Genomic DNA, 21814 nt, shown 5'->3' on the forward strand with positions numbered 1-21814 from the left:
GCAATTCAAAACTCAATAGACTCTCTTTCTAAGCTGCTGAATCTTTAGGAGCCAACTACTCTGGCCGCTGTCACCGCCGCCAGCAGATCGCTATGCACAGCCTTAGAACTGCCGATCACCATGCCCGGTCTCAGGTAGTTGCTACAGGTGTGTAGCGGCGGCGGCGGCTCGCCTGTAAATGTGGTGACAATAAACCCCATTTCCTGGGCCATAAAGGCCAGCACGGCTCCGTCAATAAACTGCCCTTTGGCCAGCACAGCCCCGGCTAAATCGCCGCTGAGCAGGCCGTTAAAGTTGGGAATCTGGGTCTCTTTGGAATAGTCGGTTTTGGTGTGGTAGACCCGGTAGCGATCGCTCAAGTAGGGCACTAAATCTCCCATTTGCCACCCCAGACAAATAGCTGGCTTGGGGCTTTGCACCTTGATCTGGGTGCAGTCATCGAGGGACTGAGCCAGGCTCCCCATAAACGTGCCCTCTCCTCGCAGGGTGTAGTAATAGAGGTCTTGGCTGGGAGTGATGGCGATCGCCGCTTCATAGTCATCCGCGTTGAGAATCCCCAGAATAATCTGGTAGTTTGAGTGGCCATCCAGGTAAAACTGGGTGCCGTCAATGGGGTCGAGGGTGATTAGGTAGTCGCCCTGCGGCCCTAGGTCAATGGCGCGAAAGTACTTGGTGTTATAGGTCTGCTCGTACTCTTCGCCGTAAAAGCGCACCGAGGGAAACAGCCCCAGCAGCACCACCTCCATCATGGTTTGAATCGACAGATCCGCATCGCTGAGGGCCGAGGCAAAAAAGTTGTCGCCCTTGCCGTCTTTGTCGGGCTGAGCCGCAATCTGGGCCTGAACCTGCTGGGCATAGGCCCCAGCGGTCTTGAGGAAGGGCAGCAGCGCCGCCAAAATTTGCCGGGGAGTAGTGGGGGCCATAGGAGATGCAGCAAAAGAACGAAAATAGAAGAGCGAAAAAAACGCCCGACAGGCTTGAGTTTTGGTATTTTGGGCCTAACCCAGACTTTACCGGCTATACCAGCGCCGGAATAGCAAAATAATCTAAAAAAATAGGGCTTCCTCAAACGAAGAAGCCCTGGGTTGGTTCAGGTGAGGTCAATTCTGTGAAGGATTTGACCTATAGCTCGTGACTAGACCGCAGCGGTGGTGGAAACCTTAGCGTCAAGTTCGCCCTTGGCGTACTTAGCAGCGTAAACTTCCACGGGCTCTTGCTTGATCTTGCTGGCCTGACCGGCGGTGCCAAAGGCGTCATAGCGCTCAGCACAGACTTCGGTCATGTACTTCATCGAGGGCTTCATGAAGTGGCGGGGATCAAAGTTGGCGGGATCCTTAAAGGCCGCTTCGCGGATGGCGGCGGTGATGGCCAGACGGTTGTCGGTGTCGATGTTGACCTTGCGCACACCGCTCTTGATGCCCTTCTGAATTTCTTCGATGGGCACACCGTAGGTTTCAGGAATATTCCCGCCGTACTCGTTGATCATATCGAGCCACTTCTGAGGCACGGAGGAAGACCCGTGCATCACCAGGTGGGTGTTGGGCAGGCGGCGGTGAATTTCTTCGATGCGGCTGATAGCCAAGATTTCGCCGGTGGGCTTGCGGGTAAACTTGTAAGCACCGTGGCTGGTGCCAATGGCCACAGCCAGAGCATCCACTTGGGTGGCTTCTACAAACTGCACTGCTTCGTCGGGGTCGGTGAGCAGCTGGTCGTGGCTGAGGGTGCCCTCAAAGCCGTGACCGTCTTCTGCTTCGCCGGCACCGGTTTCGAGGGAGCCGAGGCAGCCCAGTTCGCCTTCTACACTGCAACCGATGGAGTGGGCTACTTTCACCACTTCACCGGTAACGGCAGCGTTGTACTCAAAGCTGGCGGGGGTTTTGGCGTCAGCTTCCAGGGATCCGTCCATCATGACGCTGGTGAAGCCGTTGCGCAGCGCCGAGTAGCAGGTGGCGGGGGAGTTGCCGTGGTCTTGGTGCATTACCACGGGAATGTGGGGGTAGGTTTCGACCGCAGCGAGCACCAGGTGGCGCAGGAAGTTTTCGCCAGCGTAGGAACGAGCACCGCGAGAGGCCTGCAAAATCACGGGGCTGTCGGTGTCATCCGCCGCCTTCATGATGGCCAGAATTTGCTCCAGGTTGTTTACGTTGTAAGCCGGAATGCCGTAGCCATTCTCAGCCGCGTGATCCAGCAGTAGCCTCAGTGAGACAAGCGCCATAAAAATCCTCCTAGTGTGTTCTCGCCGTTAGGCCTTCAGACGTTTTAGTAGGTAGCCTTACTCATCAATCTTAGGATAGATCGATGGATATATAACGAAATGTTTGGACAAGCTAAAGTCAAGCTTAAAAAGAACTCCCCACCCAGCTGGGGTGTGTTTGCCCTGCTGTTTGACCCATCATAAAACACTGGGGGACAGGAACCGTGAACTCTGTTACCGGAAGGCAGACAAAACTCAAACTATAAAAATGGGTCGCCTGGGATTCGAACCCAGGACCAATCGGTTAAAAGCCGAGTGCTCTACCGCTGAGCTAGCGACCCCCGTGAGGGGAAGTGGTGTTTGGTTATGAACCAGACACGGCTTATAAACATAGCATACCGCCGTGGGGATTTTGCAACATGCTTTCAAAAAAACTTGCGGCTTTGACTGGCTTGGTTGTCTGGTGGGGCAGAACGATTGTGGGGCGATCGCCTGTGCCCTTAGTTTCCCCATTCGATTTGGACCAGCACTCATCAGTGGGATCCCCCCTACCCCTTCACCACTTGCCGGGTGAACTTTAGCCCAGCTCAAACTTAGTTACGGAACGTTACCAAGCGCTTGTTTTAGGCCCTGAATAGAGCTTTAGTTTAATGAAGCTTCATTTTTAGATAAAACCTCATCACACTACAGGCTATGTTTCCCACCCATCGCCCTCGCCGTCTGCGCCAGCATCCGCAACTCCGCCGCATGGTGCAAGAGACCCTGGTGACCCAGGCTGACCTGATTTACCCGCTGTTTGCGGTGCCGGGCGACCAGGTGGCGAAGGAAGTCTCGTCGATGCCGGGGGTCTACCAGCTTTCGATCGACAAGATCGTAGAAGAAGCCAAGGAAGTCTACGACCTGGGTATTCCCGCCATTATTCTGTTTGGCATTCCTGACGAGAAAGACACCGACGCCACCGGGGCCTGGCACGACTGCGGCATTGTGCAAAAGGCCACCACCGCCGTCAAAGAGGCGGTGCCCGACCTGATGGTGATTGTCGATACCTGCCTGTGCGAGTACACCTCCCATGGCCACTGCGGCTATTTAGAGGTGGGCGATCTCAGCGGCCGGGTGCTCAACGATCCCACCCTGGAATTGCTGAAGAAAACTGCCGTGGCCCAGGCCAACGCCGGGGCTGACATCATCGCGCCCTCGGGGATGATGGATGGCTTTGTGCAAGCGATTCGCGCTGGGCTCGACGAGAGCGGTTTTGAAGACCTGCCGATTCTCTCCTATGCAGCGAAATACGCCTCGGCCTACTACGGGCCGTTTCGCGATGCGGCGGAGAGTGCGCCCCAGTTTGGCGATCGCCGCACCTACCAGATGGACCCCGCCAACGGCACCGAAGCCCTGAAGGAAATTGAGCTCGACATCGCCGAAGGGGCCGACATGCTGATGGTGAAGCCCGCCTTGGCCTACATGGATATTATCTGGCGGGTGAAGCAGGCCACCAACTTGCCCGTAGCTGCCTACAACGTGTCGGGCGAATACGCCATGGTCAAGGCCGCCGCCCTCAACGGTTGGATTGACGAGCAAAAGGTGGTGATGGAAACCATGACCAGCTTCAAGCGCTCCGGGGCCGATCTGATTTTGACCTACCACGCCAAAGACGTGGCCCGCTGGCTAGGCTAAACCCCTGCTATAGGACGGCCAAGGGAGCTGCAGTCAGGCCTGCTTGGTCGGTCTCCGCTACAGATTAAAAATTCCTAGAGCGTAGTCCTATGATGTCAGGGCTACGCTCTAAATTTTAGGCAGAGAATTTCTGCTACTGCACCCATGACCTTTGTGCTCACCAACGACGATGGCATTGATGCGCCAGGCATTCAGGCGTTACGAAATGCCTTGGCCAACTATCCCACCTGGGTGGTGGCTCCTGACCAGCATCTCTCGGGCTGTAGCCATCAAATGAACCGGGGTGGCCCGATCGCCATCGATCAGCGCAGCGATCGCGCCTTTGCCATTGGCGGCACCCCCGCCGACTGCACCCGCGTTGCCCTTAGCTATCTGTGCCCAGAAGCTACCTGGGTGCTCTCGGGGATTAATGCGGGGGGCAACATGGGGGCCGATATTCACCTGTCGGGCACTGTGGCTGCGGTACGGGAGGCGGCGCTGCTGCGGGTGCCGGGGGTGGCAATTTCCCACTACATTGAGAATCGTCGTCCGGTGGACTGGGGGTTGGCGACTCGCCTGGCGACCCAGGTGATCGAGGTGCTGATGGCTGAGGCGCTGCCGCCGGGATGCTTTTGGAATGTGAACTTGCCTCACTTGCGGCCGGGCGATGCCGATCCTGAGATTGTTTTTTGCACCCTCTGCACCCAGCCCCTACCCACCGAGTTTAAGGTTGATCAGGGCCAGTTTTACTACACGGGCAAGTATGGCGATCGCCGTCACGACCCTGACTCAGACGTGGCCGTCTGTTTTGGCGGCAACATTGCCGTGACCAAAATTTGCCTGTGGTAGCGCCTAGATGTGAATGTCTACGCCGACGCCAAAATGATCGGATAGACCGCGCAAATCTTCGAGGCGAGGCGGCCAGGCAAAGGAACGTTGGAACTGCCCAGGTGAATTTTGGGATAGACAGATGTGGTCGATGTTGGAATGCTGCCCGCAGATCAACTGATGTACCGGGTCGTTTTCTCCAGCGGTGAGGCAGTCTAGCCCCACATCGGCCAATGCCTGTCGCAGGGCCTGCTTGTTTTGGCGTGACCCATAGTAGTGCAGATTGTCCAGATCTTGGTTGAAGTCGCCGGCGACCAGCAAAGCTGCCTCTGGGTAGATCGTCCGCAGCTTTTGCCAGTCGGCCTGCTGTGCGGCTAAGGCAGCGGCAAAGGCTTGGCCTTTGGAGGCGGGGTGGGCTCGCCAGCCGCTTCCTAACCACGGCAGCACTGTGCCGTAGAGCACCCATTGCTGGCTGTCGGGCAGCGTCAGCAGGGCGGCGGCGGTGCGAGCCTCGTCAGAGGTTTCTAACGGGGTTAGCACCCCGGTCTTGGCCCAGATTTGCACCCAGCGCTCACCGTCGGCTCTGGGGCGATCGGGCAGGCCGCTGGCCACAGAGTAGTAATCTGCCCCTGGGGTAATGCCCAGGTGAGTTTCGGTCAAAATCCAAATGTCGGCATCGATACGGCTGAGCCATTGTCGCTGGCGTTCAGCCCGCCCCGACTCAGGTAGCGCGCGCTCAAGGTTCCAAGTGGCGATTTTCATTCAGGATCAGTAGACAGGCGTAACAGAGAGGCTCTGTAGCAACCACTACTTAATCTTGGAAGTCTGCCTCTTGCATATATTCTTTAATACAAAATTGCTTGGCTGCTGCCTTTAATAAAGCTCTTAGCGGGGATAGTGCTGGGCTAAAGGCGGTAGAGGTCAGTCAGCATGGTTTCGCTGACTTCTGTGGTTGGGACATCGAACAGAATTTGACCTTGGCGCAGGCCAACGATGCGATCGCAGTATTTCACCGCAAATTCCACCTCGTGCAGGCTAATCACCAGGGTTTTGCCGGTGGTCTCGCTAAGCTGGCGCAGCAAGTTCATCAGGGCGCGCGATCGCTCTGGATCCACGCTTGAAATCGGCTCATCTGCCAGAATAGCGGCAGGGTCTTGCACCAGCACCCTCGCCAGAGCCACCCGCTGCTGCTGGCCGCCCGAGAGGCGATCGGTGCGGACGTAGAGCTTGTCGGCAATGCCCACCTGGGCTAGCGCCTGAGCCGCAGTCTGCACCTGCTGGGGCCACACCAGCGACCACAGCGCCTTCGGCAGCGGCCATCGCCCTAGATGCCCAGCATTGACGTTGTGAACTACCGCCAAGTTGCCCACCAGGTGGTGCTGCTGATAGACCGTGCCTACCAGCCGCTGGATCCGCCGCCGCTTTTTGGAGCTAAGGCGATTAACTTCCTGCCCAAGAATCACCACTCGCCCGGTAGTGGGTGCTTGGCTGCCGTTGAGCAGGCTCAGCAGCGTGCTTTTGCCCGCGCCGCTGGGGCCGATTAGCGCCACTCGTTCGCCAGGGGCGATCGCTAAGCTGCAATCGGTGAGGGCCGCCACCGCTCCAAACCGACAGCTCACCCCCTCCAACTGAAATATCGGTCCCGCTCCCATCGCAGGCACTACTGAATCTTGCCGATCTTGCGGCCTACCGCTTCGATCTCGGCGTAGTTGTCGTTGTCGGTGGCAATAAAGCGCTCAGCCCCAAACAGATCGAGAATTTCCTTGTGTTCAGGCACGGCGGGGTCGAGAGCCATCAGGGCGGCCTGCACCTTGTCGGCGAAACCGTCGCCGTAACGCTCGTCAACTTCGGGGCTAATTACCCAGTGGTAGTCAAAGTAGGGCGGAGTGCGCCAAATGATGTCGACTTTGGTGGTATCGACTGCTCCTTCGGCAACGCGATCGAGCCATACTTGCTCGTTAAGAGCTCCCACTTCATAGGTGCCCGCTTCCACCAGCTTGATGGTGGTATCGTGGTTGCCCGAAAAGCCCACTTCCCCTTTGAAATCTTGGGTAGTGTCCAAGCCTGCCTCTTCCATAAAGTGTTGGGGCATCAGTCGCCCCGAGGTGGAAGACTCGCTGCCAAAGGTAAAGGTGCGGCCTTTGATTTGGGTCAGGTCTTGGATGTCCGAAAATTCTTTAAGGTCAGTAGCGGTGTTGGCAATAAAGACGCTGTGGAACTGTTCATCAATGTCGCGCTGGGCGATCGCCTCGGCCCCCGGCACCTGCAACCGCGCCTGCACCCCCGTCAGCCCACCAAACCAGACCAAATCTAAGTCCCCTACTTTGAAGGCGGTGACGGCAGCGGCGTAGTCAGTTACAGGCTTATATTCGACGGGAACACCCAATTCGGCCTCTAGGTAGTCGGCCAGCTTGGTGTAAAGCCGCTGAAGCACTTCAGGATCTTGGTCAGGAATAGCTCCGGCGGTTAAGGGAAGGGTGCTCTGCTCCGTCGCCGCACCGCCTTCTCCAGAGGCCTCTTGCCCCGGTTCAGAGGGCGCACAGGCTCCCAAAGGCAGCAGCAACAGCAGGCTTGATACCCCTGCAATCCATGAACGACGAATGCTTACCATGACTTGAGTAGTGCCCTAAACAGCAGCACTAAATCATACGGGTCGGATCCCCCCCAAAGCAATGCTCTCCCTGGGGAATGTCTAGGACTTAGGTCAACGCTGCCAGGTTCTAGCTCAACCAGAGCAGCCCGCCCAGCACTAGGGCAACCCCCACCAGCGCAGCCCACAAAAAGCCGTTGTCTTTAGTATTGATTTGGCTGGGGTCAAGGGGAGTGGGCTCAGGCTTGGGACGCGATCGCGGGGCCGCCTTTGCCGCTGTTGAATAACCCGAACCGCCTGAACTCTGGGAGCCATCTTGAGACAGATTGTCTAAAGCGGGAATTTCGGTCATCCAGTTCGTCGGGCGCTGGAGCTGGGGCGCTTGCAGAATGTAAAGAAGATTCTTGCCCTGCTTACGGGTCTCTAGGTCGGGGTGGCGGGCTAGGGCCTGGCAGAGGGCGATCGCATCATTCTGTCGCCCCACCGCACTATAGGCATTCACCAGCCAGGTTTGAATTTCGCCGCCTAGGGGTGTGGTGGCCTTGGCCAGCTTGACGGCCTCCTCAAAAAACTCTACGGCCTCGCGGTAGCTGCCCCGCTCAAAGGCGGCTTGGCCGTAGGCGTACTGGGTTTTGGCAAACTCGCGTGGGTCTTCGGTCATGGGTCAAGAAAACTATCTACAGCCGGGTAATTACTGCCGAACTTCCATTCTGCCGGAATGGACTGTTGGCTACCAGATTAATAAGTTCATATTCAGCACAAAACCAGGCAGGACAGTTTCGCCTAAGAGGTGGGCGGGATTGTTTAGCAACTCAGGGACCTGTTCCTGACGGTAAACTTCGACCTGTCTGCTGCTGGGGTTAATCAGCCAACCGAGGCGCACACCACTAACCATGTATTCCTGCATTTTGGTTTGCACGACTGAGAGGCGGTCGCTGGGCGATAGCAGCTTCAGCACAAAGCTAGGGGCAATGGGTGAAAACTTTTGCCGTTGCTCAGGCGTAAAGGCATCCCAACGAGATTGCTCGATCCAGGCAAGATCTGGGCGATCGCTCGCCGCCCCCAGGTAGCTTAAGCCCGGTAGATGAGACAAAAACTACACCCAACCGATGCTGCCGATTCCACAACACGAACTCTGTGGCTAGCTCTACGTTGCGGTTGCCGGTTTCTCCAACCGTTGGTGACATAATTAGCAGATCTCCCTGGGCGTTGCGCTCAAGCTTGAGGTCGGGGTTGGTGATGCACAGTTGGTAAAACTGGTCATCGGTCAGGGTCAGAGCGGGCTGGAGCTTAATGGTGTAAGCCGTCGTTACAGAACCCAGGCAGAGAATTGGCTATTTTCATCGTAGAAGTCGGCTGAGCGAAGTTTTGCCGTTAGCCGTCTGCGAACCTGTCTCTCCGTCTTCCATAGAATCTTGACACGGCCCCTTAACCCGACTTTTTTCGCTCAAGATGGAGTAAGGGAATAAGGAGACATACACCGTGGTAGCCCCAGCAATCAAGCCTCAGACCGACTCACTACAGTACGAGGCCAAGACCCTCGCGATCGCCACCGCCCTGCTCGGCGCCACCCGCGAGAAGAAAAACCTCTTCGCCCAAATGCGCGACCAAATGCGCTGGGACGACAAAATTATGGACTTCGCCATGGGCAACCCTGGGCTGAAGGTGCAGCTGTTTCGCTTCATCGACGCGCTGCCTGCCCTGCGCAGCAAACCTGAGATCGCCCGCCACCTGCAAGAGTATTTGTCGGCGGAAGAAGTAGAACTGCCCAACGCGCTGAAGGGATTGCTGAACTTCACCAATCCCGATTCGGTGCCTGGTCAACTAGCCGCCACCACCGTTGCCCCAGCGGTGGAAACCCTCGCCTATCGCTACATTTCGGGCGAAACCATTGAGAAGGCGATCAGGGCGATCGAGCGCATGCGCAAAGATAAGCTCACCTTCACCATGGATCTGCTGGGTGAAGCGGTGATCACTGAGGAAGAAGCCCAGGCCTATCTCCAGCGCTACCTGGATTTGATGGCGCAGCTATCCAATGCGGCGAAAAACTGGAAGACCGTCGACGCGATCGATCTGGCAGATGGCAAGGAACTAGCCAAAGTTCAGGTTTCCGTTAAGCTCACTGCCTTTTACTCCCAGTTCGACCCATTGGACGCTGAGGGCAGCCGCGCCAAGGTGAGCGAGCACATTCGCACCCTGCTGCGCCGCGCCCAGGAACTAGGTGTCGCCGTTCACTTTGATATGGAGCAGTACCGCTACAAGGCTCTCACCCTGGCTATTCTCAAAGACATTTTGATGGAAGCTGAGTTTCGTCAGCGCGACGACCTAGGCGTTACCCTTCAGGCCTACTTACAAGACAGCTACAACGATCTGAAGGATCTGGTGATTTGGGCGAAAAATCGCGGCACCCCCGTCACCGTGCGCTTAGTGAAGGGTGCTTACTGGGATCAGGAAACCATCACCGCGCGGCAAAACGGCTGGCGTAGCCCGGTCTATAGCCAAAAAGTTTCTACCGACGCCAACTTTGAGCGCATGACCCGGCTGCTGCTGGAGAACCATCAGTATCTCTATGCCGCAATTGGCAGCCATAACGTGCGATCGCAGGCCCACGCTATGGCGATCGCCGAAGAACTCAACATTCCCCGCCGCAACATTGAGCTGCAAGTGCTCTACGGCATGGCCGACAAGCTGGCCAAAACTTTGGCTGACAAAGGCTACCGGGTACGAGTCTATGCTCCCTTTGGCGAGCTGATTCCGGGGATGTCATACCTAATTCGCCGCCTGCTGGAAAATACCGCCAACAGCTCATTCCTGCGGCAAAACCAGGAAGACGTGCCTGTAGAGACCCTGCTGGCGGCACCAGAGTTTGCTCCAGAAGATGCTCCCGGCAACACCGCGCATCCCCTACCTCATACCCCATACCCCAACGCCCCCGACCTCGACTTCGCGATCGTTACCAAACGCTCCCAAGCCACCGAAGCACTCAAAACCGTCCACGCCCAGCTCGGTCGTCGCTACAACCCGATCATCAACGGCGCAGCGGTTGATACCGAAGCTACGGCAGATTCGGTGAACCCCTCAAAGCCAGCGGAACTGGTTGGCAAACTGGGATTGGCCAGTCAAGAGCAGGCAGATGCGGCGATCGCCGCCGCCAAAGCGGCTTTCCCTGCCTGGGCTGCCACACCTGCAAAGGAGCGCGGAGCTATCCTGCGCCGCGCCGCTGATCTTATGGAAGAGCGCCGCCACGAACTCAACGCCTGGATGGTGTACGAAGTTGGCAAACCCCTGGGTCAGGCCGACCCTGAAGTCTCCGAAGCGGTCGACTTCTGCCGCTACTACGCTGACGAGATGGAGCGGCTTGACGCTGGGTACGCCTACGACTACCCCGGCGAAACCAACCGCTATCGCTACTTCCCACGCGGCATTGCAGTCGTGATCTCGCCTTGGAACTTTCCCCTAGCGATCGCCACCGGCATGACCGTCGCTGCTTTGGTTACCGGCAATTGCACCATCCTCAAACCCGCCGAAAATTCCGCTGTGATCGCCGCCAAGATCGCCGAAATTTTGATCGAAGCGGGCATGCCCCCTGGCGTGTTCCAGTACCTCCCGGCCCGAGGCTCTACCGTGGGCGCTCACCTAGTCAACCACCCCGACGTGCATCTAATTGCCTTTACCGGTTCCCGCGAAGTGGGCTGCCGCATCTACGCCGACGCGGCTCAATGGCGACCTGGCCAGCGCCACATGAAGCGCGTGATTGCCGAAATGGGCGGCAAAAACGGCATCATCATTGACGAAAGCGCTGACCTCGACCAGGCAGTGCAGGGCGTGGTCTACTCTGCCTTTGGCTACAGCGGCCAGAAATGCTCGGCATGCTCCCGGGCGATCGTGGTGGCCTCGGTGTATGACACCTTTATCCATCGCTTGGTAGAAGCCACCCGCTCTCTCAACGTGGGCGAAGCGGTGAAACCCAGCACCAAGGTCGGCCCGGTGATCGACGCCAACGCCCAAGCCAAAATCAAGGAGTACATTGAGAAGGGCAAGGCCGAAGCCACTCTGGCCTTAGAAATGCCAACTCCCGCCGACGGCTACTTCGTAGGCCCCACGGTGTTTACCGATGTGAAACCCGATGCGGCGATCGCCCAAGAAGAAATCTTTGGCCCGGTTCTAGCCGTGATCAAAGCCCAAGACTTCGACGATGCCCTGCGCATCGCCAACGATACCGACTACGGCTTAACGGGCGGACTCTACTCCCGCACTCCCTCCCACATTGAGCGGGTGCAAAACGAGTTTGCCGTCGGCAACCTCTACATTAATCGAGGGATTACGGGGGCGATCGTCTCTCGCCAGCCCTTCGGCGGCTTCAAGATGTCGGGCGTTGGTTCTAAAGCGGGCGGCCCAGACTACCTGCTGCAATTTCTAGAACCTCGCCACGTTAGCGAAAACGTCCAGCGCCAGGGCTTTGCTCCGATTGAAGGTGTAGATTAAATCCTGTAGCAGAGCCGCTCTTCGGGTTTTATTAAGAACCCGAAGAGCGGTTTACAAAAAGGGTTTTCCTCACCGGAGGTATCAGCGATGGGCTGTAACCCCGATGCCTCCTGAATATATCGCTGTGTTGCGATCGCACCACAGCACCAGTTAACCGCACCTTATCTCCAGCCCTAGGCTCAGTGTCGCAGGCCATCGACACAAAGTTGCGGCATGGATGCAATGGTGCACGCAAGGCACAGCCTGCCCTGCCGCTGACATAGCAAAGCGTTTCATGGATATAGTGAAACAGCATCCTGCCCTGCCCTAACGAGCAGGTATTCACCTGGCTCAAACTATGGGTTAATGGCAGGGTCAACCCTGTGTCTTGCACTTTAAGAATTAGCTATGACTGAAGCAACTAATCCCAGAGTATTTTTTGACATCACCATTGGCGGCACTCCCGCAGGCCGCATTGTTATGGAGCTGCGTACCGATGTCACTCCCAAAACCGCCGAAAACTTCCGCGCCCTATGCACTGGCGAAAAAGGCATGGGTACCTCCGGTGTGCCGCTGCACTTCAAAGGCTCTAGCTTTCACCGCGTCATTCCTGAATTCATGTGTCAGGGCGGCGACTTTACTCGCGGCAACGGCACCGGTGGCGAGTCGATCTACGGCATGAAATTTGCTGACGAAAACTTTACTCTCAAGCACACCACCCCTGGGCTCCTGAGTATGGCCAATGCTGGCCCTAACACCAACGGGTCACAATTCTTTTTAACCACCGTGGCCACCCCCTGGCTCGACGGCAAGCACGTGGTCTTTGGCAGCGTGGTCGAAGGCATGGATGTGGTCAGCACCATAGAGCAAGTCGGTAGTCGTAGCGGACAAACCTCTGAGCCCGTCGTAATCGCCGACTGCGGCCAATTGTAAGCAGGCGCTAATCGTCGGGCGGAAACCGTAGACCAAGCTCGCCGGTTTCGCTAATCATAACGCTGCCACCGAGGGCTTCAATTCGGTCAATGGCTTTTTGGCGAGTCGCATCGTCAAAGGCATTGGCCAAAACACTGGCCCAGGCATTGACCTGGGCCTGCTTGCTCAGGGGGTTATTGGCCAAAAAATCGGCTGTACGCTGAGAGTTTTCTGCAATTATTGGGGCCTCTGCTTCGGGTGATTGCCGTCCCCACTCTGCAGCGGTTTGAAAAGATTGTTGAGCCGCCTTCCCGTCACCCAGATAGAGCAGCTCATCTACACCGCGATAGCGCCAGATATAAAACCCGTCAAATGGCACCGTTGGGGTCAACCGCTTTAGCCCCTGGGCGGTAATCGCAACGCTTTGCTCCGGCTGGGCGGCGAAATTGCTAGTGCTGCCCGACAAAAACAGATAAAACATTCGGTAATACGGGTCTTTAGGGATAACAACCCGAAAGAACTCTGGGCTTAGGTCGTAACCCGTTTTAGCTCGAGCTTCATCGTCGCCAAAGTACTGCAAAAATCGCAGAAAAAACCAGTCAGCCGCCAGATTGTCAAACCCAAAGGTGGGCGTTTTCTGCGCCAACGCCAGGGTCGCTGCCGTTGCCTGGTCTTGTTGCTCAAGACTTTGATCGGTAATGCTGCGGTCTTGTAAGTTAGCTAGGCGCTGCTGCTGTAAGGGCACTAAGGCCAGCAGCAAAGCAGCGGGCAGTACCCAAATTACCAAATGTTTGGCCCAGAGCAAGGGCGGGCGGCGTTTACTTGAAGAGAGCTGCATGATGTGGGCGCAAGGGTAAGAAACCTATAGAGCGGGTTTCAGGTTTTAGGGTGGTTCTAGAATAAGTCTACCCACCGTGGCTGCGATCGCAATTGAGGCACTTCAATTAGCCTCTTTGTCTGCTTAGCAGCTCTGTAACCTAATGGCAGCTCCCATGGCCCAAACCCCTGCTCAACAACTCAATGCTGTCTTTAAAGGTTGGTGGCTGGGAGGGGTCGGCCTGGTAGCTGTTGTCTTCATGACCTGGCTACCTCACAGTTACTTGCGCATGGTGAGTTGGCCATGGGCCTTGGTGTGGCAGCTGGGGTTTCTAGCTTTTGGCGGCTGGCTGGTCTGGCAGCTACGCCAGTTTCACGTGCCGTTTCGTCCCCTAGGTTACGGGCTCGATTGGGCTGTAGCCGGCACAGGTATTGTTTTAATGGTTTGCAGCCTGGCCAGCGACTTCAAAACAGTGGCCCTATGGAATGTGGTTTTAGCAACGTACTACTTTTTTTCGTTGTACTGCGGCGTCAATTGGATAAACCAAGCCCAGCTCAAAGCTACTCAGGTAGCCGCAGCGATCGCCACAACGATGCTAGGCACCACCCTAATTTCCTTACTTCTATGGCGACCTACGTCAGGGGCAGAGTTAGACGACAGTTTTTCTGCTGCCCTGCGCAATGCTATGCCCTTTGGCCACCACAATTTCGTGGGTGGCTACTTTGCTCTAGCGCTGCCGTTTGTTGCAGCCTATGCTGTGGCCTTTAAGGGATGGCTGCGGTGGTTGATGGCGGCGGCCTCGGCCTTGGCTGCGATCGCTCTCTACCTCAGCGGATCGCGGGGGGCGTTGTTGGGGATTTTGGTGTGGTTGCTTCTTATAGTCGTTGCCTTCATTGTCAACCCCAACGCTAAGGGCAGAACCCAGCGTTGGTTGCTAGGCGGACTGGGGTTAGCCGTCGCGATTAGCGCTCTAGCCAGCAACTCAAGGGTTCGCAGCTTGTTTGGCGGCCTAGATTTCAACGATCCTTCTGGCTTTGTAGTACAAGATGGCCCGGTGCTCGATCGCTACTTCCTGGCTAAGACTGCCCTTAACATTCTTAGCCATCGTCCCTTAGTGGGCGTGGGGCCAGGGGTGATGAGCCGTGTCTCAAATCTATATCGCCCGATAGAAACGGGCCTAGGTCAAGACCACTCCCAGCAGCTTCACAGTACGCCGTTTCAGCTTTTAGGAGAGATGGGGCTACTGGGTCTTGGGCTGTATTTAGTATGGCTAGTGCTTGTCGCCGCGCTCTGGCTGCGTCTATACCAAACTGTACAAGAGCCGGCTAGTCGATGGTTGCTGTATGGCGCAGGCGGTAGCTTCTTAGCCTACGGGGTATCTAGCCTCACTGACTACCAGCTTGAAAACATTGGCATTTCTACGGCGTTTGGGGCCTTGCTACTCCTGTTGCTCAGCCTAGCAAATCAAACAGAGCTGCCCTCGCTGCCTACCCTAAGTGGAGGAACCCGCCGCTATCTTAGCCTGGCCCTGGTAGCCTGGTTGGCGATCACAACCTATTTGTGGTTTGTGACCGACCTAGGCTTCTTCTTTGCCCACCGCGCCCTCAGCCGTGCAGAACGAGGCGATGTAGCTGGCTCGTTGCAACAGCTATCTGCCGCTGCCACTTTCGTTCCTTGGGATCCAACCTACCCCGCCCTATCCGGACAAATCATCTATCAACTGCTGCCTCTTGTGTCCTCGGGTGAGCAAGATGCTGTGCGCCGCGATGTCTTGACTGATCTGTATAGCGCTGTTGCGATCGCCCCCAACGATGCCTGGTTTAATTACAACATGGCGGTTCTGCTGTTACCTCAAAACCCGGCTGCCGCAGCGGACTATAGCCGCCGTGCCGTGCAGCTACTCCCCAGAAAAAATGCCTTGAGCCGCTATGTGCTGGGGCAAGCTTACCTAGCCCAAGGCCAAACCGAAGCCGCCGTAACCGCGTTTAGCCTTCAAGGCCTTGGCAATCCCGAATTTTTGACTTTGCCTCTGTGGGAGCAAGAGTCTCTAGCACCAATTAAACAGCAGGTTTTAGATCAAGCGTTAATTTACCACGAGTCCATGCTCAATGGGCTATCGCCAAAGATCCCAGGATATTCCACCTTTTACGACCAAACAGCGCTGATTCGCTGGTGGCAGAGACAACCTCTCACCGCCAACCGTGACAGGCTAAGACCAATCACGCAGGCGCTTTTAGCCACAGACCAAAGCCTCGAAGCAGCCCTAGCTATCGTTAATCAAGCCCTAGAAGCAACTCCCCAAGATCAGGCTCTATTGCTGCTTCAGGCATGGCTTTCGCCTGCCGCTGCCCAAAACTACTTTGCTCAAGCCGAGCTTCCTGCACCTGAGAAGGCACTGCTAACCGAATCGCTGGGGCAATTTCGAGATGCGCGATCGTGGTTGACTTCCTTAGTAGAACCGGTTGAACTAACTGGCCGTAGCTTGCTAGGGCTCACCTATCGCAATCGATATGCTCAAGGCATTAACTTTATTGCACCCATTGAGGGAATGGAGCAGTGGGCTATCCCTAACTTACTTGGGTTGTTTGGGGAGCTGCCCAGAGAGTTTGTGGCGCTAGACCAAGCTATAGAAACGATTCAAACTAAGCAGCTTAACTTGCCCAGTGCCGTCAAGAATCGCTTTGAAATTACACCCCTGCCTCCACTGCCCAAAAACTTTTTTAATCAGATGTGATCGCTCAGTCAGAGCAAGTGGGTAAGTTAGACCCAGGCGCAAATAACACCTCTACCGCCGCCTAACCCAAGGAGACATACACCTATGAAAGCATCTCTCAAAGCCAACCTGCTCAAGCACTTCATCGCTAAGAAAGAAGAAGGCGGCTTCACCCTAATTGAACTGCTGGTGGTTATCATCATCATCGGTATTCTGGCTGCTATCGCTTTGCCTTCTTTCCTTAACCAGGCCAACAAAGCTCGTCAGTCTGAAGCTAAAACCTATGTTGGTTCCATGAACCGTGGCCAGCAAGCCTACCGCTTAGAAAACCCCACCTTTGCTCCTGGTTTTGTAGAACTAGCCATTGGTATTCCTTCCAATACTACTTACTACAACTACACCATTGGCGCTAGTGGCCCCTTTGGCGCAACGGCTTTTGCTGACAGAGTTGATACTGCTCTGAAGAGCTACGTCGGTGCTGCCCAGCTAAACTCGGGTAGCGCAACCACAGAAGCCACCACGATTGCACTCATTTGTGAATCGACTCAAGCTAACGTGGCTGCTGCTGCCGGTGCGCTCACTAACTTCAGCACTTCTGCAAGCCAGTCGGCTACTTCTTGCACAACCGGTACCTGGAAGAAACTCTAAGTTATTGACTAGCGCTTGACTCTTAGTTTCTAATAACAAATCGGGGATCAGCTACTTGTTCTTGTGTAGCTGATCCTTAATCGTTTAAAGAAAGTTTGAAGAAGCCTCCGTCAATTCAATGTCGAGAGTTATACAAACCCTTAGGTTTGATGAAAAGGCTAGCTAGCCAAGAATGGGTTTTGTGATTTGTGCCGCTCAGAATATTTTGACTTTCGTAGCATTTCTCACTTCTTAAGAACCTATCCAAATTTGTTTGTTATTTGTTAGGCGATGGCTGTTGCGGTGAAGTGGAAAATTGGATGTGCACAAACTATCGAGCGGCAAGAAAAGAAAACAGAGGCGATTAATCGACCCAATTTGCTGCGCTGCTAAAAAACGCTGAACAAAAGCTTTGTTCAGCGTTTTCTAGTTTAATAACCCGTCTCTGGCTCCAGCGTTAGCCTCCAGCTACGGCAGGGACGATGCTGACTTCGTCGCCATCGTTAAGAGCGGTCTCTTTGCCATCGAGAAAGCGAATGTCTTCGCTATTAACGTAGAAGTTGACAAAGCGGCGTAGCTCACCAGAATCGTCACAAAGCCGGGCTTTGATGCCAGGGCAGTTGCTCTCTAAATCATTGAGCAGATCTACAATATTGCCACCACTACACTCAAGGGCAGCCTGGTTGTTGGTGAATTTTTGCAGTGGAGTTGGAATTAGTACTTTAACAGCCATGGGTGTAATAAATGAATCAAGAAAATAAGAGCAATCTGTCAGTAAGAGTATAGAGAGTAAAGTTCAAGGTTTAAACTGAAAATCAGCTACTTAAACCTTGAACCTCATACCTTAATCCCTAGACCAATACCTGCTGCCATTCCAATCGGTCGAGGGTTCGAGAGCGCTCTAGAGCACGCTCGAAGCTGTCGAGCTTAGGCTCAATGGTAAAGGGCTCGCCGATGTAACCCTGTACAGCTTCTTGGGTCTTCAATCCGTTGCCGGTGATGTAGACGACTGTAGACTCATCAGGGTTAATCTTACCGGCTTCAACCAGCTTTTTGAGCACTGCAATGGTGGTGCCGCCAGCAGTCTCGGTGAAGATACCTTCGGTTTCGGCCAGTAGCTTCATGCCTTCAATGACCTCGGCATCGGTTACTGACTCAATGTTGCCGTTGGTTTTACGAGCTATATCGAGAGCATAGATACCGTCGGCGGGGTTTCCAATGGCAATAGACTTGGCAATCGTATTGGGTTTGACTGGAGTCACAAAATCGCGGCCTTCTTTAAAGGCTTGGGCAATAGGAGAGCATCCCTCGGCCTGGGCACCGCTAAAGCGTACAGGCTTATCGTCGACGAGGCCGACCTTAACAAATTCTTGGAAGCCTTTGTAGATCTTGGTAAATAGTGACCCCGATGCCAACGGCGCCACGATGTGGTCTGGTAAGCGCCAGCCTAGCTGTTCAGCTACTTCGTAGCCCAGGGTTTTAGACCCTTCGGAGTAGTAGGGGCGCAGGTTGATGTTGACGAACCCCCAACCTTGAGTGTTGGCTACCTCAGAGCACAGACGGTTGACCTGGTCATAGTTGCCCTGCACAGCCATTACTGTAGGGTTATAGATTAGGGTGCCAAGTACTTTGCCGGCTTCTAGGTCAGCTGGAATGAATACGCAGCAGTCAAGGCCAGCATGGGCTGCGATCGCCGCCGTAGAGTTGGCCAAGTTACCTGTACTGGCACAAGACACTGTAGTAAACCCTAACTCTCTCGCTCGGGTTAGCGCCACCGACACCACCCGATCCTTAAAGCTCAAGGTGGGCATGTTGACAGCGTCATTCTTTATATAGAGTTCTTTTAGCCCTAGCTGCCGCGCCAGTCGGTTGGCGCGCACTAGGGGTGTCATGCCGGTTCCCACATCAATTGGGTTGTCGGTGCTGACGGGTAGAAAGTCTTTGTAGCGCCAAATTGACAGCGGCCCGGCTTGAATGCTGCTGCGGGTGACCCGCCTGCGAATTTCGTCGTAGTCGTAGGCTACCTCTAATGGGCCAAAGCACACATCTTCGCATACATGCTTGGCGCCTAGGTCGTAGGTCTCACCACATTCTCGGCATTTCAATGCTGAAAATGTGGGCTTGGTGGCGATCGCTTGTTCGATAGACTGCGTCATGGCGTTTTCTCTGAGATTTTCTGAGGAGCAGTTGTTAACTTCGCTAAGTTATCCAGAACGTAACACTGGAGACAATACTTGGTCAAATATACCCGACTTTTTTGGTCGGATATAGCTGAGCTTTCTTCTGCCAGTGTTTTGCGCTAGTGAGACCTACTTCTTAGTTAAGAGCGACGGTCCGAGTTGTTTTGAGTTTGCTGTCGCTCTCAGCCTCATCTGCGGCTTTTTTTATCCCTGAATGACTACTTTGGAACCCCTGAAATGGGCTCAAGATTAGCTTCGGGAGCAATAAAGTAACTTGCTATACAAACGCTTGCCTTACAGTTGAGGTTAAGTGATCTAAAGTCATGGAACGTTTGCATTGGTTAGCGTGCCAGACCAATCAGACTGCTTTATGCTTTATGCCCAAGGTGATCTGTGCTGTGGGTCTAGCTGTCATAGCGACGGCAAACCAGTAAATTCAGTGCAGATGCTCTCTGTGATGCTCTTAGCAGAACGTTATGGTAGTGACCCAAGATAAGCCCCTTGCTAATGTTTTTCGTCAGCTATCTGGAGGAGCGTTTCCCCCTGTAGTCGAATCCTACGAGCGGGGGAAAACAATCTTTTTCCCTGGAGACCCGGCCGAACGGGTGTACTTCTTGTTAAAAGGGGCAGTGAAGCTGTCGCGAGTGTACGAGGCTGGAGAAGAAATCACAGTTGCCCTGCTGCGCGAAAACAGTGTGTTTGGGGTCTTGTCGCTAATTACGGGCAACCGTTCTGATCGCTTTTATCACTCCGTGGCCTTTACTCCGGTAGAGCTATTGTCTGTTCCAATTGAGCAGGTTGAGCAGGCGCTGGAGGAAAATCCTGAACTGGCCTTGCTGATGTTGAGGGGGTTATCCTCTCGCATCTTGCAAACCGAGATGATGATTGAAACCTTAGCTCATCGAGACATGGGCTCGCGGCTGGTAAGTTTCTTACTCATTCTCTGTCGCGATTTTGGGGTGCCTAGCCAGGATGGCATCACTATTGATCTGAAACTGTCTCATCAGGCCATTGCTGAGGCCATCGGCTCCACTCGGGTGACTGTGACTCGCCTGCTGGGAGATTTGCGCCAGGAAGGTATGATCTCCATCTACAAAAAGAAGATTACTGTGCATGATCCGGTCAATCTGAGTCAGCAGTTTACTTAGTTTAGGTTTGGCTAGGTGGGGTGGTTTTGGTAGCCAAACCAGCAATCGACAATATTGGGGCGTACGAGGCTTCAACCCATGCAGTAGAGTAAGTGCAAACTCCCCTGTGGCTGGTGCATGGTTTCTGGTTACGTACTGATTTTGGCGGTCTTAATTTTGGGGGGCTTTATTGCTACCCTCGGCGATCGCGTCGGCACGCGGGTGGGCAAAGCACGTCTAAGCTTGTTCAATCTACGCCCCCGGCAAACGGCTACCTTAGTCAGCATTGCCACGGGTAGCGTCATTTCAGCCTCTACACTGGCCCTGCTATTTGGAGTGAGCAGTCAGCTGCGCACTGGGGTGTTCGAGTTGAGTAAAATTCAGGCTGATTTAGCCAACGCCGAGGCTGATTTGGCCCAGGCTCAATCTACCCAAGAGAGCGTAGAGACCGATCTGGAGTCGGCGACTAACGAACGGCAGCGGGCGCTAGCTCGATTACAAGAAATTAACCAATCGCTCAACCAGGCGGTGGTTCAGCAGGAAGCGACTGAGGGTGAACTACGCCAAACTCTAGGCCAGCTAGATGCCGTATCACAGCAGGCTGCCGCGCTGCGCCAATCGACGGACGCTCTGCGGGTTCAGCGTGATAACCTGCTGGCGCAGCAAGCCACTATTGGCAAACAGATTGCCGACCGCGATCGGGCAATTGCCAACTTAGATGAGGAGATTGCCAGTCGCGATCGGGCGATCGCCCAGCGAGAGCAGCGGCTGGCTAGCCTAGAGGGCGAGCAAGACTTTTTAGAGCAGCAGGTAGCCGTTCTGCAAACGCAGTATCAAGGGTTGTTTCGGGGCAATATTGCCCTCAACCGCAACCAAGAGATTCTAGTCGGTCAAGGTCGTGCCGAAAATCGAGAGCAGGCAGAAGAGTTTGTCACAGGCTTTTTACTTGAGGCCAACCGCTTGGTGTCTCGAGCTATTGCCCCCGGGGCTTTGATCGACCAGCAAATTTTGCTGATTGGTAATCGCGAGGTCGAGGCGTTGATTGAGCGTCTGTCCACGGGTGAAGATTACGTAGTGCGCCTGCTGTCTGCGGCTAACTATGTAACGGGCGAGCCCTGCGTGGTGCAGCAGGGTGAACCCTGTGTGCAGGTCTTTATCGATGCCACCCCTAATCAACAGGTTTATGCCCTGGGCGAGCGATTGGCAACGGTTACGCTAGATCCCCCTCCTTTGGGCGATCGCCAGCTAGTTGAGCGACTCAACCTTCTGTTGGCAGCCGCCCAATTTCGGGCCCGACAGGACGGCGTTGTCAGCGACACGCTACAAGTAGCCGATAACCGGCCTGAAACGGTGCTCAACTTCTTAGAGACTGTTCAGCAATCGGGGCAGGCTGTCGATCTTCAGGCTATTGCTGCCACTGATATTTTCACGGTAGGGCCGGTTCAAATTCATCTAGCAGCAGTGCGCGACGGGCGCATTCTGTTTCAAACGAGTGAATTCAATAATCCTTTGGACGATAGCACTGACTTACTAAGCGAATAGCTTGGAGCACTTTCTCTCAAGAAAATTAAGTAAAAAGGATCCAGGTCGAATTAACTTTGGTGGCGAATATTTAATAATGTCTAAAAAAATTTGCAGATAGTTACCATCTGCCCCTACTTCGATACTGTGGGGATCACCTGTGCTTAGAATTAACCTACAAATCTGTC

At 54.8% G+C, this 21814-nt stretch carries 19 protein-coding genes and 1 tRNA gene; 8 read left to right on the forward strand and 12 right to left on the reverse strand.

Features of this window, described 5'->3' with window-relative positions:
* Positions 1 to 44: 44 nt before the first annotated feature.
* The 3 genes from NC979_RS21055 to NC979_RS21065 all read right to left on the reverse strand — a co-directional run bounded on the left by NC979_RS21055 (position 45) and on the right by NC979_RS21065 (position 2535).
* Positions 45 to 923 carry an inositol monophosphatase family protein gene (locus tag NC979_RS21055; RefSeq protein WP_190521381.1) on the reverse strand — a complete coding sequence of 293 codons (879 nt, stop codon included), beginning with the start codon at positions 921 to 923 and terminating at the stop codon, positions 45 to 47.
* Positions 924 to 1135: 212 nt separating this feature from the next.
* Positions 1136 to 2215: a class II fructose-bisphosphate aldolase gene (gene fba, locus NC979_RS21060; protein ID WP_190521382.1), complete on the reverse strand. Its 1080-nt coding sequence runs from the start codon at positions 2213 to 2215 to the stop codon at positions 1136 to 1138.
* A 248-nt stretch (positions 2216 to 2463) separates the two neighbouring features.
* A tRNA-Lys gene (locus NC979_RS21065) sits at positions 2464 to 2535 on the reverse strand.
* A 352-nt stretch (positions 2536 to 2887) separates the two neighbouring features.
* Between NC979_RS21065 and hemB the strand changes: the two genes are divergently transcribed.
* The gene (gene hemB / locus NC979_RS21070) at positions 2888 to 3868 is read left to right on the forward strand and encodes a porphobilinogen synthase (protein WP_190521384.1); all 981 of its coding nucleotides are present in this window, start codon (positions 2888 to 2890) and stop codon (positions 3866 to 3868) included.
* Positions 3869 to 4012: 144 nt separating this feature from the next.
* Positions 4013 to 4696, forward strand: a complete 684-nt coding sequence (gene surE / locus NC979_RS21075) for a 5'/3'-nucleotidase SurE (protein WP_190521387.1) — start codon at positions 4013 to 4015, stop codon at positions 4694 to 4696.
* Positions 4697 to 4699: 3 nt separating this feature from the next.
* Here surE and NC979_RS21080 read toward each other — a convergent pair whose 3' ends face one another.
* The 6 genes from NC979_RS21080 to NC979_RS25435 all read right to left on the reverse strand — a co-directional run bounded on the left by NC979_RS21080 (position 4700) and on the right by NC979_RS25435 (position 8596).
* Complete coding sequence (locus NC979_RS21080; RefSeq protein ID WP_190521389.1) at positions 4700 to 5437, reverse strand: endonuclease/exonuclease/phosphatase family protein; 738 nt, start codon at positions 5435 to 5437, stop codon at positions 4700 to 4702.
* Positions 5438 to 5580: 143 nt separating this feature from the next.
* Positions 5581 to 6327: a phosphonate ABC transporter ATP-binding protein gene (locus tag NC979_RS21085; RefSeq protein ID WP_190521391.1), complete on the reverse strand. Its 747-nt coding sequence runs from the start codon at positions 6325 to 6327 to the stop codon at positions 5581 to 5583.
* A gap of 8 nt (positions 6328 to 6335) precedes the next feature.
* On the reverse strand, positions 6336 to 7286 hold the full coding sequence (locus tag NC979_RS21090; protein WP_190521393.1) for a putative selenate ABC transporter substrate-binding protein: 951 nt from the start codon (positions 7284 to 7286) through the stop codon (positions 6336 to 6338).
* 109 nt (positions 7287 to 7395) lie between these two features.
* Positions 7396 to 7926, reverse strand: a complete 531-nt coding sequence (locus NC979_RS21095; RefSeq protein ID WP_190521395.1) for a tetratricopeptide repeat protein — start codon at positions 7924 to 7926, stop codon at positions 7396 to 7398.
* A gap of 69 nt (positions 7927 to 7995) precedes the next feature.
* Positions 7996 to 8358, reverse strand: coding sequence for a Uma2 family endonuclease (locus NC979_RS25430; protein WP_431191102.1), 363 nt, complete (start codon positions 8356 to 8358; stop codon positions 7996 to 7998).
* Positions 8261 to 8596, reverse strand: a complete 336-nt coding sequence (locus tag NC979_RS25435; protein WP_431191104.1) for a Uma2 family endonuclease — start codon at positions 8594 to 8596, stop codon at positions 8261 to 8263. Before NC979_RS25435 ends, NC979_RS25430 begins: the two co-directional genes overlap by 98 nt.
* 151 nt (positions 8597 to 8747) lie before the next feature.
* Between NC979_RS25435 and pruA the strand changes: the two genes are divergently transcribed.
* Both pruA and NC979_RS21110 read left to right on the forward strand, forming a co-directional pair.
* Positions 8748 to 11750 (forward strand): L-glutamate gamma-semialdehyde dehydrogenase, encoded by a 3003-nt coding sequence (gene pruA, locus NC979_RS21105; RefSeq protein WP_190521396.1) that lies wholly within the window; start codon positions 8748 to 8750, stop codon positions 11748 to 11750.
* Between the two features lie 387 nt (positions 11751 to 12137).
* Positions 12138 to 12662 (forward strand): peptidylprolyl isomerase, encoded by a 525-nt coding sequence (locus tag NC979_RS21110; RefSeq protein ID WP_190521398.1) that lies wholly within the window; start codon positions 12138 to 12140, stop codon positions 12660 to 12662.
* 7 nt (positions 12663 to 12669) lie between these two features.
* Here the strand turns inward: NC979_RS21110 and NC979_RS21115 are convergent, their stop codons facing one another.
* Positions 12670 to 13479, reverse strand: coding sequence for a hypothetical protein (locus tag NC979_RS21115; protein ID WP_242024103.1), 810 nt, complete (start codon positions 13477 to 13479; stop codon positions 12670 to 12672).
* Positions 13480 to 13633: 154 nt separating this feature from the next.
* Between NC979_RS21115 and NC979_RS21120 the strand changes: the two genes are divergently transcribed.
* Positions 13634 to 16192, forward strand: coding sequence for an O-antigen ligase family protein (locus tag NC979_RS21120; RefSeq protein WP_190521400.1), 2559 nt, complete (start codon positions 13634 to 13636; stop codon positions 16190 to 16192).
* Positions 16193 to 16276: 84 nt separating this feature from the next.
* A complete protein-coding gene (locus NC979_RS21125; RefSeq protein ID WP_190521402.1) occupies positions 16277 to 16819 on the forward strand; it encodes a type IV pilin-like G/H family protein in 543 nt (180 codons plus the stop codon).
* 436 nt (positions 16820 to 17255) lie between these two features.
* Here NC979_RS21125 and NC979_RS21130 read toward each other — a convergent pair whose 3' ends face one another.
* Both NC979_RS21130 and thrC read right to left on the reverse strand, forming a co-directional pair.
* Entirely contained in the window at positions 17256 to 17531 is a 276-nt protein-coding gene (locus tag NC979_RS21130) for a MoaD/ThiS family protein (protein ID WP_073607741.1), read from the reverse strand.
* Positions 17532 to 17649: 118 nt separating this feature from the next.
* Positions 17650 to 18954, reverse strand: coding sequence for a threonine synthase (gene thrC, locus NC979_RS21135; RefSeq protein ID WP_190521405.1), 1305 nt, complete (start codon positions 18952 to 18954; stop codon positions 17650 to 17652).
* A gap of 500 nt (positions 18955 to 19454) precedes the next feature.
* Between thrC and ntcA the strand changes: the two genes are divergently transcribed.
* Positions 19455 to 20126, forward strand: a complete 672-nt coding sequence (ntcA, locus tag NC979_RS21140; protein ID WP_073607508.1) for a global nitrogen regulator NtcA — start codon at positions 19455 to 19457, stop codon at positions 20124 to 20126.
* A gap of 117 nt (positions 20127 to 20243) precedes the next feature.
* Positions 20244 to 21647: a DUF3084 family protein gene (locus tag NC979_RS21145; protein ID WP_190521407.1), complete on the forward strand. Its 1404-nt coding sequence runs from the start codon at positions 20244 to 20246 to the stop codon at positions 21645 to 21647.
* Positions 21648 to 21814 lie beyond the last annotated feature (167 nt).

The organism is Leptolyngbya subtilissima AS-A7 (assembly GCF_039962255.1).
In the GTDB taxonomy this organism is placed as follows: Bacteria; Cyanobacteriota; Cyanobacteriia; order Phormidesmidales; family Phormidesmidaceae; genus Nodosilinea.

Bases quoted from the DNA above. Each gene is read 5' to 3' on its own strand.
- NC979_RS21055 (WP_190521381.1), bottom strand. From the start codon at position 923: ATGGCCCCCACTACTCCCCGGCAAATTTTGGCGGCGCTGCTGCCCTTC.
- fba (WP_190521382.1), bottom strand. From the start codon at position 2,215: ATGGCGCTTGTCTCACTGAGGCTACTGCTGGATCACGCGGCTGAGAAT.
- hemB (WP_190521384.1), top strand. From the start codon at position 2,888: ATGTTTCCCACCCATCGCCCTCGCCGTCTGCGCCAGCATCCGCAACTC.
- surE (WP_190521387.1), top strand. From the start codon at position 4,013: ATGACCTTTGTGCTCACCAACGACGATGGCATTGATGCGCCAGGCATT.
- NC979_RS21080 (WP_190521389.1), bottom strand. From the start codon at position 5,437: ATGAAAATCGCCACTTGGAACCTTGAGCGCGCGCTACCTGAGTCGGGG.
- NC979_RS21085 (WP_190521391.1), bottom strand. From the start codon at position 6,327: ATGGGAGCGGGACCGATATTTCAGTTGGAGGGGGTGAGCTGTCGGTTT.
- NC979_RS21090 (WP_190521393.1), bottom strand. From the start codon at position 7,286: ATGGTAAGCATTCGTCGTTCATGGATTGCAGGGGTATCAAGCCTGCTG.
- NC979_RS21095 (WP_190521395.1), bottom strand. From the start codon at position 7,926: ATGACCGAAGACCCACGCGAGTTTGCCAAAACCCAGTACGCCTACGGC.
- NC979_RS21110 (WP_190521398.1), top strand. From the start codon at position 12,138: ATGACTGAAGCAACTAATCCCAGAGTATTTTTTGACATCACCATTGGC.
- NC979_RS21115 (WP_242024103.1), bottom strand. From the start codon at position 13,479: ATGCAGCTCTCTTCAAGTAAACGCCGCCCGCCCTTGCTCTGGGCCAAA.
- NC979_RS21120 (WP_190521400.1), top strand. From the start codon at position 13,634: ATGGCCCAAACCCCTGCTCAACAACTCAATGCTGTCTTTAAAGGTTGG.
- NC979_RS21125 (WP_190521402.1), top strand. From the start codon at position 16,277: ATGAAAGCATCTCTCAAAGCCAACCTGCTCAAGCACTTCATCGCTAAG.
- NC979_RS21130 (WP_073607741.1), bottom strand. From the start codon at position 17,531: ATGGCTGTTAAAGTACTAATTCCAACTCCACTGCAAAAATTCACCAAC.
- thrC (WP_190521405.1), bottom strand. From the start codon at position 18,954: ATGACGCAGTCTATCGAACAAGCGATCGCCACCAAGCCCACATTTTCA.
- ntcA (WP_073607508.1), top strand. From the start codon at position 19,455: ATGGTAGTGACCCAAGATAAGCCCCTTGCTAATGTTTTTCGTCAGCTA.
- NC979_RS21145 (WP_190521407.1), top strand. From the start codon at position 20,244: ATGGTTTCTGGTTACGTACTGATTTTGGCGGTCTTAATTTTGGGGGGC.